This is a genomic window from Modicisalibacter tunisiensis (assembly GCF_020148005.1).
GTDB classification, from domain to species: domain Bacteria; phylum Pseudomonadota; class Gammaproteobacteria; order Pseudomonadales; family Halomonadaceae; genus Modicisalibacter; species Modicisalibacter tunisiensis.
In genome coordinates this window covers 3,203,466-3,219,732 of record NZ_JAGXFD010000001.1, presented here as the reverse complement: position 1 = coordinate 3,219,732, position 16,267 = coordinate 3,203,466, and the positions used below count along the sequence as shown (strand labels likewise).

Annotated in this window: 11 protein-coding genes; 4 read left to right on the top strand and 7 right to left on the bottom strand. The window is 69.6% G+C overall.

The genetic code is table 11. From position 1 onward, the window contains the following. On the bottom strand, positions 1–556 hold a 556-nt coding region (locus KGQ91_RS15090), incomplete at its 3' end, for a TRAP transporter small permease subunit (RefSeq protein WP_224421359.1). A 62-nt stretch (positions 557–618) separates the two neighbouring features. Next, entirely contained in the window at positions 619–1,638 is a 1,020-nt protein-coding gene (locus KGQ91_RS15085; RefSeq protein WP_377172484.1) for a TRAP transporter substrate-binding protein, read from the bottom strand. 495 nt (positions 1,639–2,133) lie between these two features. On the opposite strand from KGQ91_RS15085, the gene KGQ91_RS15080 reads away from it, so the two are divergent. After that, positions 2,134–3,879, top strand: coding sequence for an IlvD/Edd family dehydratase (locus KGQ91_RS15080; RefSeq protein WP_224421358.1), 1,746 nt, complete (start codon positions 2,134–2,136; stop codon positions 3,877–3,879). A 134-nt stretch (positions 3,880–4,013) separates the two neighbouring features. Here the strand turns inward: KGQ91_RS15080 and KGQ91_RS15075 are convergent, their stop codons facing one another. Further along, positions 4,014–5,288 carry an O-acetylhomoserine aminocarboxypropyltransferase/cysteine synthase family protein gene (locus KGQ91_RS15075; protein WP_224414500.1) on the bottom strand — a complete coding sequence of 425 codons (1,275 nt, stop codon included), beginning with the start codon at positions 5,286–5,288 and terminating at the stop codon, positions 4,014–4,016. Positions 5,289–5,630: 342 nt separating this feature from the next. Here KGQ91_RS15075 and KGQ91_RS15070 point away from each other — a divergent pair, with 342 nt between their 5' ends. After that, positions 5,631–7,430, top strand: coding sequence for an IlvD/Edd family dehydratase (locus tag KGQ91_RS15070; protein WP_224421357.1), 1,800 nt, complete (start codon positions 5,631–5,633; stop codon positions 7,428–7,430). A gap of 68 nt (positions 7,431–7,498) precedes the next feature. Here the strand turns inward: KGQ91_RS15070 and KGQ91_RS15065 are convergent, their stop codons facing one another. Both KGQ91_RS15065 and argE read right to left on the bottom strand, forming a co-directional pair. Further along, the gene (locus KGQ91_RS15065; protein ID WP_377172487.1) at positions 7,499–8,260 is read right to left on the bottom strand and encodes a FadR/GntR family transcriptional regulator; all 762 of its coding nucleotides are present in this window, start codon (positions 8,258–8,260) and stop codon (positions 7,499–7,501) included. A 111-nt stretch (positions 8,261–8,371) separates the two neighbouring features. Further along, on the bottom strand, positions 8,372–9,529 hold the full coding sequence (gene argE / locus KGQ91_RS15060; protein ID WP_224414503.1) for an acetylornithine deacetylase: 1,158 nt from the start codon (positions 9,527–9,529) through the stop codon (positions 8,372–8,374). Positions 9,530–9,695: 166 nt separating this feature from the next. Here argE and KGQ91_RS15055 point away from each other — a divergent pair, with 166 nt between their 5' ends. After that, positions 9,696–10,874: an acyl-CoA dehydrogenase gene (locus KGQ91_RS15055; RefSeq protein WP_224414504.1), complete on the top strand. Its 1,179-nt coding sequence runs from the start codon at positions 9,696–9,698 to the stop codon at positions 10,872–10,874. Between the two features lie 24 nt (positions 10,875–10,898). Here the strand turns inward: KGQ91_RS15055 and KGQ91_RS15050 are convergent, their stop codons facing one another. After that, a complete protein-coding gene (locus KGQ91_RS15050; protein WP_224421355.1) occupies positions 10,899–14,204 on the bottom strand; it encodes an AAA family ATPase in 3,306 nt (1,101 codons plus the stop codon). Continuing rightward, positions 14,201–15,448, bottom strand: a complete 1,248-nt coding sequence (locus KGQ91_RS15045) for an exonuclease SbcCD subunit D C-terminal domain-containing protein (RefSeq protein WP_205596225.1) — start codon at positions 15,446–15,448, stop codon at positions 14,201–14,203. Before KGQ91_RS15045 ends, KGQ91_RS15050 begins: the two co-directional genes overlap by 4 nt. Positions 15,449–15,520: 72 nt before the next feature. Here KGQ91_RS15045 and nfi point away from each other — a divergent pair, with 72 nt between their 5' ends. Then, positions 15,521–16,267 (top strand): deoxyribonuclease V, encoded by a 747-nt coding sequence (gene nfi / locus KGQ91_RS15040; RefSeq protein ID WP_224421354.1) that lies wholly within the window; start codon positions 15,521–15,523, stop codon positions 16,265–16,267.

Here is a 16,267-nt window from a genome sequence, read left to right as displayed (position 1 = left end):
GGATGAAGGCCTGCAGGCACATGAGGATCAGCGCGACCATGATCACGCCCTTGACCAGGGCCGGGAACGGCGGGTTCCAGGAGGTCCCGGAACGCTCCAGCGACCACTCGCCCATGGGGTTGTGGGAAGCGTCCCAGAACATGGTGTAGGCGGCGTAGCTCATCGCCAGGCAGAAGCCGAAGGTGACCAGGTCGTTGAAGCGATCGAGCCACAGCTTGAGATGCGGGCCGGCGGTGTCGTAGAGCACGCGCACGCGGATGTGGCGGTTGCTGGCCAGGGCCGCGGGGCCGCCGAGGGCGAAGGAGACCGCGACCAGCATGACCACCGACTCGTGGACCCAGGAGGTCGGCGAATCGAAGCCATAGCGCATGATGACCTCGTAGACGCTGATGACCATGGCGACGAAGACCAGCCAGGCGGCGCCGCGGGCGCACCACAGCACGCCGCGGTCGAAGGCGCTGCGCGCCTCGTCCGGCGCCGATTCGGGCTCGGCGGGTGGTACCGCGTCGGTGTCGACCGCCGCGGCAGTGTGTTCCTTGTGAAGCTTGCGGGACATGGTTCCTCCAGGCGGCGCCGAAGCGCCGCCGTGGTCAGAAGCAAGAGAGTGATGACGCCGCGTTACAGCAGGTCGCGTGACTTCAGGAAGCCGGTGACGGAGTCGTAGTACTTCTGCGTCATGTCATTCTTGACGGACCATTCCTTCCATTCCTTCTGCGCGGCCTGACGGAACTTCTTGCGCTCCTCGGGCGACAGGTCGATGGGGTGCACGTCGGGGTCCTTCTTGAGTTTCTGCAGGGTCTCGAGATCCTGTTCCTTGAGCTGGGCGATCAGGTCATAGGCCATGTCGTCGAAGGCCGTCTCCAGCGTGGTCTGCAGGTCCTCGGGCAGGCCGTCCCAGATGTCCTTGTTGATCGACACGGCGATCATCGGCATGGAGTGGAAGCCCGGGTACATCGGGTAGTGGGCGAACTCATGGATGCCCTGGGCGTCGTTGTTGGACAGCACCGTGGAGTCGGCGGCGTCGATCACGCCCTTCTCGAGCGCGGTGTAGACCTCGGAACCCGGCAGGTTGACCGGCGAGGCGCCGACCCGCTCGAAGACGTTGTAGACCATGCCCTGCGGGGCACGAATCTTCAGGCCCTTGAAGTCCTCGACCTTCCTGATCGGCACCGTCGAGGGAATCGACTCGAGCGGGAAGGTCGCCGCCGCGATCAGGTGGGTGCCGTAGGGCTCGGCGAGCTCGTTGTAGAGTTCCTCACCACCGCCGTGCTTCATGTACTCGAGGAAGTCGTAGGGATCGCTCCAGGCGCCCACCAGGTTGCCCATCATGCCGAACGCCGGGTTCTGCCCGGAGAAGTAGCTGGGATCGGTCATGTGGCCCTGGAGGATGCCGGAGGAGACCGCCTGCAGGGTCTCGGTGGGCCCGACGATGGAGTTGATCGGCATGACCTCGATATGCACCTGGCCGTCGGTCATGGTCTCGATCTTGTCGGCCCACTTCTGCTTGATCTTGAAGCTCGGCTCGCCCGCGGTTTCCGAGGCCTGGAACTTCCAGTCGTACTCGGCGGCCTGGGCGGTGGTGATGCCGAGCAGCAGCAGCGAGCCGGTGGCGGCGATGGCCTGTTTCATTGTGAACATCATGGTCTCCATGTGGCGCTTGTTGTTGTGACAGCGAGCATTGGATGGCCCCTTGCAGGGCAGAAGGCGGGCATCGGGCCCACCCCGGTCCGTGCCGGGACGCGGCACGGTGAGACTCGCGATCGCGGTACCCCCAAGGCACCACGGCGCGAGATACGGTTGGCCGGGGCGATTTCGGGCAACGGGAAATGGGTCACGTTTCGCCACCGGCATCTCAACAGATAGTCTAAATGTTTAACATATGGCTTTTATGTTCAACATGAACTTTCGTATGGTGTGCCTTGGCTCCGGCTAGCAAGGGTCCTGCGCGACCCGGTTCGAAGGCACGCCTATCGCGTGTATTCGCCGTGGCCGACCGGAGCACCGTCGATATCGGAACGGGTATCGATACGGGGGAGCGTGATATTTCACGGTGGCCGGCGAGTCGAGCCTCGCCGGCCCCATTGACAGTCTTCAGGCGGCGGTTGCCGCCGTCGTCCGGATGGGAGTCATCGCATGACCGACAACAAGCGCCCGCTGCGCAGTGCCGCCTGGTTCGGCACCGCCGACAAGAACGGCTTCATGTACCGCAGCTGGATGAAGAACCAGGGCATTCCCGATCATGAGTTCCGCGGCAAGCCGATCATCGGCATCTGCAACACCTTCTCGGAGCTCACGCCCTGCAACGCCCACTTCCGCAAGCTCGCCGAGCACGTCAAGCAGGGCGTGCTCGAGGCCGGCGGCTACCCGCTGGAGTTCCCGGTGTTCTCCAACGGCGAGTCCAACCTGCGGCCCACCGCGATGTTCACCCGCAACTTGGCGAGCATGGACGTCGAGGAGGCGATCCGCGGCAACCCGCTCGATGCCGTGGTGCTGCTGGTGGGCTGCGACAAGACCACCCCGGCGCTGCTGATGGGCGCGGCGAGCTGCGACATCCCGACGATCGTGGTCACCGGCGGGCCGATGCTCAATGGCAAGCACGAGGGGCGCGACATCGGCTCCGGCACCGTGGTCTGGCAGCTCTCCGAGCAGGTCAAGGCGGGGCAGATCTCGATGCACGACTTCATGGCCGCCGAGGCCGGCATGTCACGCTCCGCCGGCACCTGCAACACCATGGGCACCGCCTCGACCATGGCCTGCATGGCCGAGTCGCTGGGCGTGTCGCTGCCGCACAACGCCGCCATCCCCGCGGTGGACTCGCGGCGCTACGTGCTCGCGCATCTCTCCGGCAATCGCATCGTCGACATGGTCGACGAGGACCTCACGCTGTCGAAGGTGCTGACCCGCGAGGCCTTCGAGAACGCCATCCGCACCAACGCCGCGATCGGTGGCTCGACCAACGCGGTGATCCACCTCAAGGCCATCGCCGGACGCATCGGCGTGGATCTGGCGCTGGATGACTGGAACCGTATCGGCCGCGGCACGCCGACCATCGTCGACCTGCAGCCCTCGGGGCGCTTCCTGATGGAGGAGTTCTACTACGCCGGCGGGCTCCCCGCGGTGCTGCGCCGTCTCGGCGAGGCCGACCGCCTGCCCCACAAGGACGCCCTGACCGTCAACGGCAAGACGCTGTGGGACAACGTCAAGGACGCGCCGCTGTACAACGAGGAAGTAATCCGCCCGCTCGACAACCCGCTGCGCGAGGACGGCGGGATGTGCATCGTGCGCGGCAACCTCGCCCCGCAGGGGGCGGTGCTCAAGCCCTCGGCGGCCACGCCGGAACTGATGACCCACCGCGGCCGGGCGGTGGTGTTCGAGGACTTCGACGACTACAAGGCGCGCATCAACGACCCGGACCTCGACGTCACCGCCGACGACATCCTGGTGATGAAGCACTGCGGCCCGCGCGGCTATCACGGCATGGCCGAGGTCGGCAACATGGGCCTGCCCGCCAAGCTGCTCGAACAGGGCGTCACCGACATGGTCCGGATCTCGGACGCGCGGATGAGCGGCACCGCCTACGGCACCGTGGTGCTGCATGTGGCTCCCGAGGCGGCCGCCGGCGGCCCGCTGGCGGCGGTCGAGAACGGTGACTGGATCGCCCTCGACGCCTACGCCGGCACCCTGCACCTCGAGGTCGATGACGCCGAACTCGAACGCCGCCTGGCCGAGCACGATCCCACCGCGGCGTCGCGCCGGATCGCCAGTACCGGCGGCTATCGCCAGCTCTATATCGAGCACGTGCTGCAGGCTGACGAGGGCTGCGACTTCGACTTTCTGGTGGGCTGTCGGGGTGCCGAGGTGCCGCGCCACTCGCACTGAGGCCGAGCGGTGCCGGGCGGCGCGTGCATGAGGCGGATTTCCCAACGCCGGCGTCGTGCCGGCGTCCTTTCGCGGGCGGGGGAGAGAACCGGGCGTGAGCCTCGCGAGGCCTCACGACCGCACGGTGGCGGGTGTCAGGACCGGGCGGCGGCCAGCGCCTGGTCCAGGTCGGCAATCAGGTCGTCGACATGCTCGATGCCGATCGACAGGCGCACCATGTCCGGCGTGACCCCGGCCGCGGCGAGTTCCTCGTCGTTGAGCTGGCGATGCGTGGTCGCCGCCGGAATCGCCGCACAGGTCTTGGCATCGCCGATGTTGACCAGGCGCAGCACCAGTTGCAGGGCGTCGTAGAAGCGTGCGCTCGCCTCGCGGCCGCCCTGGATACCGAAGCTCAGGATGCCCGAGGCGCGGCCGTCCATGTAGCGCTCGGCCAGGGCATGGTCCTTGTGGCTGGCGAGCCCGGCGTACTGCACCCAGGTGACCTGGGGGTGGTCCTCCAGGTAGGTCGCGATCCGCTGGGTGTTGTCGCAGACGCGCTCGATGCGCAGCCCCAGGGTCTCCAGCCCCTGAAGCAGGTTCCAGGCGGCCTGGGCCGAGAGCGCGGCCCCCATGTTGCGCAGGGGCACCACCCGGGCCCGGGTGATGAAGGCGGCATCGCCGACGTCGCGGGTGTAGCTGATGCCGTGATAGGAGGCGTCGGGCTCGTTGAGCAGCGCGAAGCGCTGCGCCTGATCGGCCCAGGGGAACTGGCCGGAATCGACGATGACACCGCCGACGGTGGTGCCGTGGCCGCCGATGTACTTGGTGGCGGAATGCACGACGATATCCGCGCCATGTTCGATGGGGCGCCACAGGAAGGGGGTCGCCACGGTGTTGTCGACGATCAGCGGCACGCCCTGGCGGTGCGCCGCGTCGGCCAGCGCGGCGATGTCCACGATGCTGCCGGACGGGTTGCCGATGCTCTCGCAGAACACCGCCTTGGTGCGCTCGTCGATCATCGCCTCGATGTCGGCGAGGGCGTCCTTGTGGGCGAAGCGCACCTCGATGCCCTGGCGGGGCAGGGTGTGGGCGAAGAGGTTGTAGGTCCCGCCGTACAGCTCGCTGATCGAGACGATGTTGTCGCCCGCCTCGGCAATGGTCTGGATCGCATAGGTGATGGCCGCCATGCCCGAGGCGACCGCCAGCCCGGCGATGCCGCCCTCGAGGGCGGCGACGCGCTGTTCCAGCACGGCGCAGGTGGGATTCATGATCCGCGAGTAGATGTTGCCTTCCACCTGCAGGTCGAACAGGTCGGCGGCATGCTGGGCGTTGTCGAAGGCGAAGGAGGTGCTCTGGTGGATGGGCACGGCGACGGCATGCTGGTTGTCGGGAGCATAGCCGTGGTGGAGGGCGAGCGTTTCGGGCTTCATGGCGTGTCCTGTGCGGGCGGAGTTGGTGGTTGTTGTCCCCGGGCATTATAGGGCCAGAGCCCCGGGGGGCCGAAAGGGTATCCATCCCGAGCCAAGGTTATTGCAGATAGCTGCAGCATGACTCGGGCTGATCCGTCGGCAGGTCTGCGAGCGGGGCCGGCCCTCCGGGGGCGCTATAGACCCCTCCAATCTCGAGAGTGCGGGAAAGACAGACATGGGTCGGCATCCATGTTGAACATATCATTCGTTTGTTCAACATACGCGGCGATCCCGGTAGAGTACGCTGGCGACAGGGTGAACTCTCTTTTCGACAACCGACCATCGAGGGAAAGGCGTCAGACCATGAGCGATCACACGATAACTTCCGACCAGCTCCGCTCGCGGTGGTGGTTCGACAATCCCGATCACCCGGGCACCACGGCGCTGTGCATCGAGCGCTACATGAACTACGGCCTCACGCTCGACGAGCTGAAGAGCGGCAAGCCGATCATCGGTATCGCCCAGTCGGGGTCCGACCTGACGCCCTGCAACCGTCATCACATCGAGCTGGTCAAACGGGTCAAGGATGGCATTCGCGCCGCCGGCGGGGTGCCCTTCGAGTTTCCACTGCATCCCATTCACGAGAACGTGCGCCGGCCGACCGCCGCGCTGGACCGCAACCTGGCCTATCTGGGGCTGGTCGAGGTACTGCACGGTTACCCGCTCGACGGCGTGGTGCTGACCACCGGCTGCGACAAGACCACCCCGGCGTGCCTGATGGCCGCGGCGACCGCGAACATCCCGGCGATCGTGCTCTCCGGCGGGCCGATGCTCAACGGCTGGCGGGGCAGCGAGCGGGTGGGCTCCGGCACCATCATCTGGGAACTGCGCAAGCGTCTCGCCGCCGGCGATATCGGCTACGAGGAGTTCCTGAGTCGGGCCACCGATTCGGCGCCGTCGATCGGCCACTGCAACACCATGGGCACCGCCTCGACGATGAACTCGATGGCCGAGGCGCTGGGCATGAGCCTGCCGGGGTCGGCGATGATTCCCGCGCCCTACAAGGAGCGGGCGATGGTCGCCTACCAGACCGGCGAGCGCATCGTCGACATGGTCTGGGAGGACCTGCGGCCGCTCGACATCCTGACCCGCGAGGCCTTCGAGAACGCCATCGTGGTCTGCTCGGCGCTGGGCGGCTCGAGTAACGCGCCGATCCACGTCAACGCCATCGCCCGCCATGCCGGCATCGAGCTCGACAACGACGACTGGCAGCGCCTGGGTCACGCGATTCCGCTGCTGGCCAACGTCATGCCGGCCGGCATCTATCTCTCCGAGGAGTTTCATCGGGCCGGCGGCGTGCCCGCGGTGCTCAATGAACTGCTCAGGGCGGGGCGCCTGCACGGCGACGTGATGACCGCCAACGGCCGGATGCTGGCGGCCAATGTCGGCGAGAGCGAGACGCTCGACGACGACGTCATCCGCCGCTACGACAACCCGCTGGTCGCGCACGCCGGTTTCATCAATCTCAAGGGCAACCTGTTCGACTCGGCGCTGATGAAGACCAGCGTGATCGCCGACGACTTCCGTCGCCGCTTCCTGAGCCGGCCCAAGGATCCCGAGGCCTTCGAGGGCCGGGTGGTGGTATTCGACGGCTCGGAGGACTATCACGCGCGGATCGATGATCCGGCGCTGGCGATCGACGAGGATACCATCCTGGTGATGCGCGGCGCCGGGCCGGTCGGCCATCCCGGCGGTGCCGAGGTGGTCAACATGCAGCCTCCCGAGGCCCTCATCCGTGCCGGCATCGACTCCTTGCCGTGTCTCGGCGACGGCCGCCAGTCGGGTACCTCGGGCTCGCCGTCGATCCTCAACGCGGCGCCGGAGGCGGCCGTCGGCGGTGGCCTGGCACTGCTCGAGACCGGCGATCGCGTCCGTATCGACCTGGCCCGCGGCGAGGCCAACCTGCTGATCGACGCCGCCGAGCTTCAGGCGCGCCGCGAGGCGCTGGCGTCACGCGGTGGCTATATCTATCCGCCGCATCAGACGCCGTGGCAGGAGATCCAGCGCGGCATGGTCGAGCAGCTCGACCGCGGCATGACCCTGGAGCCGGCGACCAAGTACCGCGACGTGGCGAGGCAGTCGCCACCGCGTGATAACCATTGATTGCATGAGGGATATGGCTGGCGGGGTGGCTCGCCGGTCGCCGGGTATCGACAGCCGGGCGGGAAGGCTCAGTCGAGCTCGACGCCGCGCCCCAGCGAGGTCTCGGGGGCGTCCAGGCCCAGCGCCTTGGCGGTGCCGGCGAGGACCCGCTGGGCGGCACGGAAGGCCTCGCGGGGCTGGCGGGCGCGGATGCACTCCATCAGCTGGCGGTGGCGCTCCAGGCTCTCGGCGGGGTCGTCGGTCTCGCTGACGTTGGACATCGACACCAGCAGGTAGATGGACGGGCGCAGGATGTGCGAGAGCTGCGACCAGACGATGTTGTGGGTCGCCTTGAAGATCGCCGCGTGGAAGGCGACGTCGTAGTCGCTGTGCAGCCGGCGCTCCTCGGGGCTGGTGGCGTTGTGCAGGTTCTGCCCCATGCCCTCGTAGGCCTCCTCGAGCGCCACCAGGTCGCGCGCCGTGGCCCGCTTGGCGGCGGTCATGGCGACGTAGGGCTCGACATCCAGCCGGAAGGTCAGGATCTCGCGCTGGACCTTGGGGTTGGGCGCCGCGTAGCGGGTCATCCACTCGGTGACCTGGGGGTCGAGGATGTTCCAGTCGGCATAGTCGCGCACCTTGGAGCCATGCCCCGAGATGCGTTCGATGATGCCGACATCCACCAGCTGGCGAAGGTCGCTGCGTACCGCCGAGCGATTGATGGCGAATTCCTCGCACAGGGCGAGTTCCTTGGGCACGAAATCGCCCGGCTGGTAGTGGCCGGAGAAGATGGCCTCGGCCAGCGCCTCGGCGACGCTGGGCCGCGACGATGACTTGCGTTGCTGTTCCTTCACGTCGGTTGTTTCCACAAATGTTTCATTCAACGCTGCCATATGTTCAACATTTGGGCAACGTGACCAACGGTGTAGTCGGGGTGGTGATGGCTGCTGGCCGGCGTGGCGGGCTCACGCGCCGGCCAGATGATCGCCGAGTCGGTGCATGAAAGCCATCCCGGCGTCGAGTTGCGCCGTTTCCAGGTACTCGTCCGGCTGGTGGGCCTGGGCGATGCTGCCCGGGCCGCAGATCACCGTGGGCAGCCCGGCCTGCTGGAACTGGCCGGCCTCGGTGGCGTAGGCGACGGCCTCCGTGTCGCTTTCGCCGAGCAGTGCCCGGCACAGCGAAAGCGCCGCCGCGTTGTCGCGGTCGGCCAGCCCCGGCACGGTGGCGGTGAGCGGCTCGGTGCGGATGCTGACCTGCGGGGCGCGTTGGCGCAGCTCGCGCTCGAGCGATTCGGCATAGTCCTCAAAGCGCGAATAGACCGCCTCGAAGCCGTCCTGGGGCAGGTGGCGGATCTCCCAGTCGAACCGGCACTCGCGGGCCATGATGTTGATCGCCGTGCCGCCGGCGATCCGGCCCACGTGCAGGCTGGAATGGGCGACATTGAAGGCTTCGTCGACCCGGCCGGCCTCGCGCAGCTCGGCCATGATGTCCTCGATCCGGGTCACCAGGCGGGCGGCCACGTGGATCGCCGAGACGCCCTGGTTGACCTGGCTGGAGTGGGCCTCGAGGCCGGTCACGGTGGTGCGCAGGTTGGTGATGCCCTTCTGGGCGACCACCGGCGCCATCAGGGTGGGCTCGCCGACGATCACCGCAGCGGGGCGGGGCGCGTCGGCCATGAGCCGCTCGATCAGGCGCGGGGCGCCCACGCAGCCGACCTCCTCGTCATAGGAGAAGGCCAGGTAGATGGGCCGGGCGAGGTTCTGCTCCACCCAGCGCGGCACCTGGGCCAGCGCGCAGGCGATGAAGCCCTTCATGTCGCAGCTGCCACGGCCGTAGAGCCGGCCATCGCCGCGCTCGGTCAGCGCGAACGGGTCGCTCGTCCACGGCTGGCCGTCCACCGGCACCACGTCGGTGTGGCCCGACAGCACCACGCCGCCCTCGTGTTCGGGACCGATGCGCGCCAGCAGGTTGGCCTTCCGGCCGTCGTCGCTCTCGATGCGCTGGCAGGGTACCCCGAAATCCTCGAGATAGCCCTCGATGAAGCGGATCAGGTCGAGATTGGAATCGCGGGACACCGTGGGGTGGCCCACCAGGGTTTCGAGTAGTTGCTGCGCGGACTGCATGAGAGAACGGCTCCGGGCGTTGTTTGCCGCACAGCCTAGCATGGCGGCCGCCCCCACCGGCAGGGCGGCATGGTGCATCGCAGCGGTTATCGCCTCCGGGGCGATAGGGGGAGACGCGAGAGGCGCGCTATAGTCATCGGCTCATGCATTTTCCGCGAGGCCGACGATGAGTGGATTCCAGTGGGACGACCCGCTGCTGTTCGAACAGCAGCTCAGCGACGACGAGCGCCAGGTTCAGGCCATGGCGCGCGGCTACTGCCAGGCGAAGCTGCAGCCACGGGTGCGAGAGGCCTTCGAGGACGAGCGCTTCGACCGCGAGATCCTGCGCGAGATGGGCGAGCTGGGCCTGCTCGGTGCCACCGTCGCCGAGACCTACGGTGGCGCCGGTGTCGGCCATGTCGCCTACGGCCTGATCGCCCGCGAGGTGGAGCGCGTCGACTCCGGCTACCGCTCGGCGATGAGCGTGCAGTCGTCGCTGGTGATGCATCCCATCGAGGCCTACGGCAGCGAGGCACAGAAACGCCGCTACCTGCCCGGGCTGGCCAGTGGCGAACTCGTGGGCTGCTTCGGGCTGACCGAACCCGACTTCGGCTCCGACCCCGGCGGCATGCAGACCCGGGCGCGCCGGGTCGACGGCGGCTACCGGCTGAACGGCCGCAAGATGTGGATCACCAACAGCCCGATCGCCGATATCGCCATCGTCTGGGCGCGCTCCGATGCCCACGACGGCAAGATCAAGGGCTTCATCGTCGAGCGCGGTGCCGAGGGCTTCTCGACCCCGACCATCCACGGCAAGCTCTCGCTGCGCGCCTCGCTGACCGGCGAGATCGTCCTCGACGACGTCTTCGTGCCCGACGAGGCGCTGCTGCCGGATGCCGGCGGGCTGGCCGGGCCCTTCGGCTGCCTCAACAAGGCGCGCTTCGGCATCGCCTGGGGCGCCATGGGCGCCGCCGAGTTCTGCTGGCATGCCGCGCGCGGCTACACCCTCGAGCGCCGGCAGTTCGGGCGCCCGCTGGCGGCGACCCAGCTGGTGCAGGTCAAGCTGGCCGACATGCAGACCGAGATCGCCCTGGGGCTCGAGGCCTGCCTGCGCGTCGGCCGTCTGCTCGACGCCGGCCAGGCCACGCCGGAGATGATCTCGCTGATCAAGCGCAACAACAGCGGCAAGGCGCTGGCCATCGCCCGCCAGGCCCGCGACATGCACGGCGCCAACGGCATCTCGCTGGAATACGGCGTGATGCGGCACATGGTCAACCTGGAGACGGTCAACACCTACGAGGGTACCCACGACGTGCATGCGCTGATCCTGGGGCGCGCCCAGACCGGCATTCAGGCCTTCGCCTGAGAAGGCGGAGGGCTGCCGCGCCTGTCAGCCCGCGACCAGCCGGGCCCGGCTGGTGCCGTTGCCTTCCGGCTCCACGCGGATCTGCACCGGGATGCGCTCGTGCATCTCCTGGACGTGGGAGATCACGCCGACGCGGCGGCCCTGGGCCTGCAGGCCGTCGAGGGCTTCCATGGCCAGCGCCAGCGACTGCGGGTCGAGGCTGCCGAATCCCTCGTCGATGAACAGCGACTCGATGACGAGCTCCCCGGAGGCCATGGAGGCCAGTCCCAGCGCCAGCGCCAGCGAGACGAGGAAGGTCTCGCCGCCGGACAGCGAGTGCACCGAGCGGCGCTCGTCGGCCATGTCGAGGTCGGCCACCAGCAGGCCCAGCTCGCTGCCGCCGCGCAGCAGCCGGTAGCGGCGCGTCAGCCCGACCAGATGCACGTTGGCGTGCTCGAGGAGCTGTTCGAGGTTGTAGGCCTGGGCGATGCGCCGGAAGGCCTTGCCGTCGGCGGAACCGATCAGCTCGCTGATGCTGCCCCAGCGGCGATACTCGGCGCGCGCCGCCTCGAGCTCGGCCCGGCCGGCCTGCTGGCGCTCGCGCCTGCGATCGTCGTCGCGCAGGGCATGGACGGCCGCGTCGCGGGCCTGCTGCGCGGCCTCGAGCCGGGGCGCGAGGGCGGCGCGTTCCTCGGCGAGTGAACGGCGACGACGCTCGATGGCGGCCTCGACGGCATCGCCGAGCAGGATTTCCGCCGTTTCCTCGCCTTCGCTCAGCCCCTGGCCACGACGGTGGTCGAGCAATGCCCGGCGGCGCTCGGCCAGGCGGGTGGCGGCCTGCTGACGGGCCGTCTCGGCATCCGCCACCTGTCGCGCCTGCTGCTCGGCTTCCGCGTCCGACTGGGCCAGCAGGCGGGCGAGCCGGTCATCGGTCAGATCGGGATGGGCGGCGCGCCAGTCGGCCAGTTCGCGCGCGAGCGTGTCGTGCTCGCGGCGCAGCGCCTCGAGGTGTTCGGCCTCGTGGTCTGTCTGCTGGGCGAGACGCTGATGTTCGCGCTGCGCCTGGTGATGGCGTGCCTGGGCGGCGTCCCGGGCCTGGCGGGCGTGTTCCTGGCGGGTGTCGAGGTGCTGCTGCCAGGCGTCCGGCGAGGCGTGCTCGCCGAGCCGTGTTCCGAGGTCGCTGGCCAGGGCATCGCGTGCCTGACGCAGCGGCGGCAGCCGTTCGGCCAGCTCGGTGAGTTCCTGCGCGAGCTCCGCCTGCCGCGAGTCGAGCCGGGCGAGCTCGACCTCGTCCTGGTGCAGCGTCTGGTTCAGCGGCGCGAGCTCGGTCTCGGCCCGGGCCAGCTCGTCGAGGACGCGTCGATGCTCGGTGCGCCGGGCCTCGCTGGTCTGCTGCTGGTGGTCCAGCCAGGCTTCGCGCTCCTCGGCGGCGATGGCGATGAGCTCCGGCTGCAGCGGATGCGCGTCGAGGGTCCGATACGCTTCGGCGCGCTGCCGGTCGGCGTTGCCGAGGTCCTCGCGCTGCTGGGCCACCGAGGCCTTCAGGGCGCGGTATTCACCTTCGATGTCGTAGCGCTGCTGGTAGGCCCGATCGCGCTGATCCTGCGCGTCTGCCAGCTGGCGCTCCTCTTCCGCCTGCTGGGCGGCGAGCTGGGCGGCCTCCGGCGAGACGGGCGGCCGGTGACGCCAGGGATGCTCGAGCCCGCCGCATACCGGGCAGGGCTCGCCGTCCGCGAGGCCCTCGCGCAGGCGCATGACGCTCTCGCTGCGCACGGCGCGGCTGCGCTCGACAAAGGCCCGAGTGCTCGTGAGATGGCGCTCGGCGTCGTCGAGTCGCTGCCGGGCGGCCTGGCCCCGGGCGAGCAGGGCCTCGAGTCGCTGCGCGTTGTCCGCCAGACGCGTCGTCAGCGTCTGATGGAGCTGGTCGGCGCGACAGGTCGCCTGCCAGTGGCCGTACAGTTCACTCAGCGCGAGCCGGCGCTGGGCGGCCGCATCATGGACCCGCTGGGCAGCCTGTCGGGCAGTGTCCAGACCGTCATGGTCGCCGATCAGGCGCTGAAGGGCGGCGTGCCAGCGGTCGCGCTGCTCGCGCCGCCGGGCATGGGCGTCGTCGGCCTGGCGCCGCTGCTCGGCAAGGGAGTCGGCGCGTCGACGGCGCTCCTCGTGGGTGCGCTCGAGTTCTGCCAGTTGCTGCTCCCGGGTCGCGAGCCGCTGGGCCAGTTCGCGGGCGTCGCGCAGCGCGGGCTCGGCCTGCCCGCGTGCCTCGGTGGCTTCCGTCAACGTGCGTTCGGTGGCCTCGCTGGCCTGGCGGGCCTGTTCCCATTCGCGCTCGGCGTCGGTGAGCGCTCGCCGCGTCTTCTCGTGGTTCGCCGCCAGGGCGCCGATCTCGCCGGGCAGCTCGGCTTGGCGCGTCAGCCGATGGCGCTGAGGGAGCATCACCCGTCGCCAGACCTGATCCTCCCGGGCGGATGCCAGGGCCCGCCAGCGGGTCTCGGCGTCCTCCTGCTGATGCCGGCCCTCGGCACAGGCCTCGCGCAGCCGTGCATCGGCGGTGTGCCACTGCTCGCGGCTCTCCAGGCGGGCGGCCTGGTTCTGACAAGTGTCCAGCTCGCGCTGGGCGGCCTCGGTGCGCTGCTCGAGTTCGTCGCGGGCCTCGGCGTCGGCGGGCAGGTCGTCGGCGAGCCGGGTCTCGAGCTTTTCGACGGCTTGTCTGGCCTCGCTGGCGCGACGGAAGGCGGCCATCGAGATGGCGGAGTATTCGCGGGTGCCGGTCAGGCGTTCCAGCAGGTCGCTGCGGGCGTTGTCGTCGGCCTTGAGGAAGGCGGCGAACTCGCTCTGGGCCAGCAGCACGGCGCGGGTGAACTGCTCGAAGGAGAGTCCCAGGCGCTCGGGCAGCAGGCGGTCGAACTCGCGCTTCTGGGCGGTCAGAAGGCGGTCGTCGTCGAGATCACGCAGCGACTGCTCGGCGGCCTGCAGACGGCCGTCGACCTTCTCTCGGGCGCGGCGCACCGCCCAGCGGGCGCGGTAGCGGCGGCCGTCGCGGCCGACGAAGTCGACCTCGGCATGGCCGGCGGCGGTGCCGCGACGCAGCAGGGTGCGCGGGTCGGCGGTGGTCAGCATGACCCCGGCGGCGTCGGTGACCTGACTGTCGCGCTGGGGCGCCTGGCGCAGGCGCGGCGTGTTGCCGTACAGCGCCAGGCACAGGGCGTCGAGCAGGGTGCTCTTGCCGGCGCCGGTGGGGCCGGTGATGGCGAACAGGCTGGACTCGGCGAGCGGGCCGCGGGTGAAGTCGAGCTCGAGCGGGCCGGGCAGCGAGGCCAGGTTGGCCAGGCGCAGGGCGAGGATCTTCATGCGCCGTCCTCCGCGTCGGCATCCAGCACGTCCTGGCGCAGCCGGTCGAAGTCGGCGAGCACGTCATCGCCCGGCGGCTCGCCCCAGCGGTCCTGCCAGCGGCGCGCGAAGAGCCGGCGCGGGCCGAGCGCCTGCAGGTCGACCCGGGCGGGGGCGTCGGGGGTCGCCGCCTCGGGCAGCCGGCGGGCCAGACGCAGCAGGCGCAGACCGCGACCCGCCAGCGCCGCCTCGACCCGCGCGCGCAGGTCGGGCAGGGGGGCGTCGAGATCGACGCGGATCTCCAGCCAGGGCCAGGTCTCGCGGGGGCTGTCGGGGTCGTCGTCGAGGGCGTCGAGCTCGGCCAGCACCGTGTCCAGGGAGGCCGGGCCGAGGCGATGCATGGCCACCGGGCGCGGCACGGGCAGGGCGTCCACGGTGCGCAGCCGCTCGCCGTCGAGGGTGATCTCGACGACCTGGTGGGCGTAGTCGACCTCGCTGAAGGCCATCGGCAGCGGGCTGCCGCTGTAGCGGATGCGTGTCTCGCCGACCTGCTGGGCGCGATGCAGGTGGCCGAGCGCCACATAGGCGATGTCGTCGGGAAACAGCGCGGCGGAGACGGCTTCCTCGCCGCCGATGACGATCGGCCGTTCGCTGGCCTCGGACACCGCCGCGCCCTGCAGATGGGCATGGCTCATGGCGACGAGCGCCTGACCGGGAGCGCGTCGCCGGCGGGCGGCGGCGATCAGCTCGTGGTGAACCCGGGTGATGCCGGACACGTAGTCGTCGGCCTGCGTCTCGCCCTCGCGGCGGCCGGTCACCTCGGCGGGGCGCAGGAAGGGCAGGGCCAGGCACCAGGCGCGGGTTTCGCCCTCGGCATCGGTGAGCGGCACCAGCAGGCGCTCGGCGTCGAGGCGGCCGTCGTCGCGCCAGTGGACCCGGCCCCGGGCGTGGGTGCGCAGCCGGGCGAGCAGCGGCGCGGGCAGTTCGATGCGGTTGCCGCTGTCGTGATTGCCGGCGATCAGCACGATGTCGAGCGTCGGCAGGCGCTCGTGGGCGGCGACGATGAAGTCATAGAGCAGCCCCTGGGCGCGCAGCGAGGGATTGACCACGTCGAAGAGATCGCCGGCGACGAGCAGGGCGTCGGGGCGGCGCGTGGCGAGCGTGTCGAGCAGCCAGTCGAGGAAGGCGCGATGCTCGGCGTGGCGCTCCTGGCCATGAAAGCTCTGGCCGAGGTGCCAGTCGGCGGTGTGGAGAAGTGTCAGCATGGACGCCCGGGATTCCCTTGCGCGACAAAACCCCTAGTCTACCTTAGTGACCACCCTGAACCAGGAGCCTCCATGCCGAGAACCGCCTTGCACGACTGGGACCTGTCGCCGGAGGAAGCCATTGCGCTGCAGACGCGCCTGGCCACCCGGCTCGAACGCCGCGACCGCTGTGATCCGGTGACGCATGTCGCCGGGGTGGATATCGGTTTCGAGGACGGCGGCGCGACCACCCGCGCGGCGGTCGTGGTGCTGCGCTGGCCGGATCTCGAGACGGTGGAGCAGGTGGTGCACCGCGAGCCCACGCGCATGCCCTACATTCCCGGCCTGCTGTCGTTTCGCGAGATTCCCGCCGCGCTGGGCGCCTTCGACAAGCTGCCGCGGCGGCCCGAGCTGGTGATGGTCGACGGGCAGGGCATCGCCCATCCTCGCCGGCTGGGCATCGCCGCGCACCTGGGGCTGTGGCTCGATCTGCCGACCCTGGGGGTGGCCAAGAAGCGCCTGTGCGGCCGTCACGGCGAGGTGCCGGCGGCGAAGGGCGAGTGGACGCCGCTGACCGATCGCCGGCGTGCCGAGGACCCGGCTGACGTGCCGCTGGACGACGACGGCCGGGTGGTGATCGGCGCCGTGCTGCGTTCCCGGGAGCGGGTCAAGCCGGTGATCGTCTCGCCCGGTCATCGCCTGAGCCTGGCCACGGCGCTGGAGTGGACGCTGGCCTGCCTGGGGCGCACCAAGCTGCCGGAGCCGACGCGGCTGGCGGATCGGCTGGCCTCACGACGTGGCCGGGCGTTCCGTGACCCCGGCGCGCCTTCCTTGCTGTAG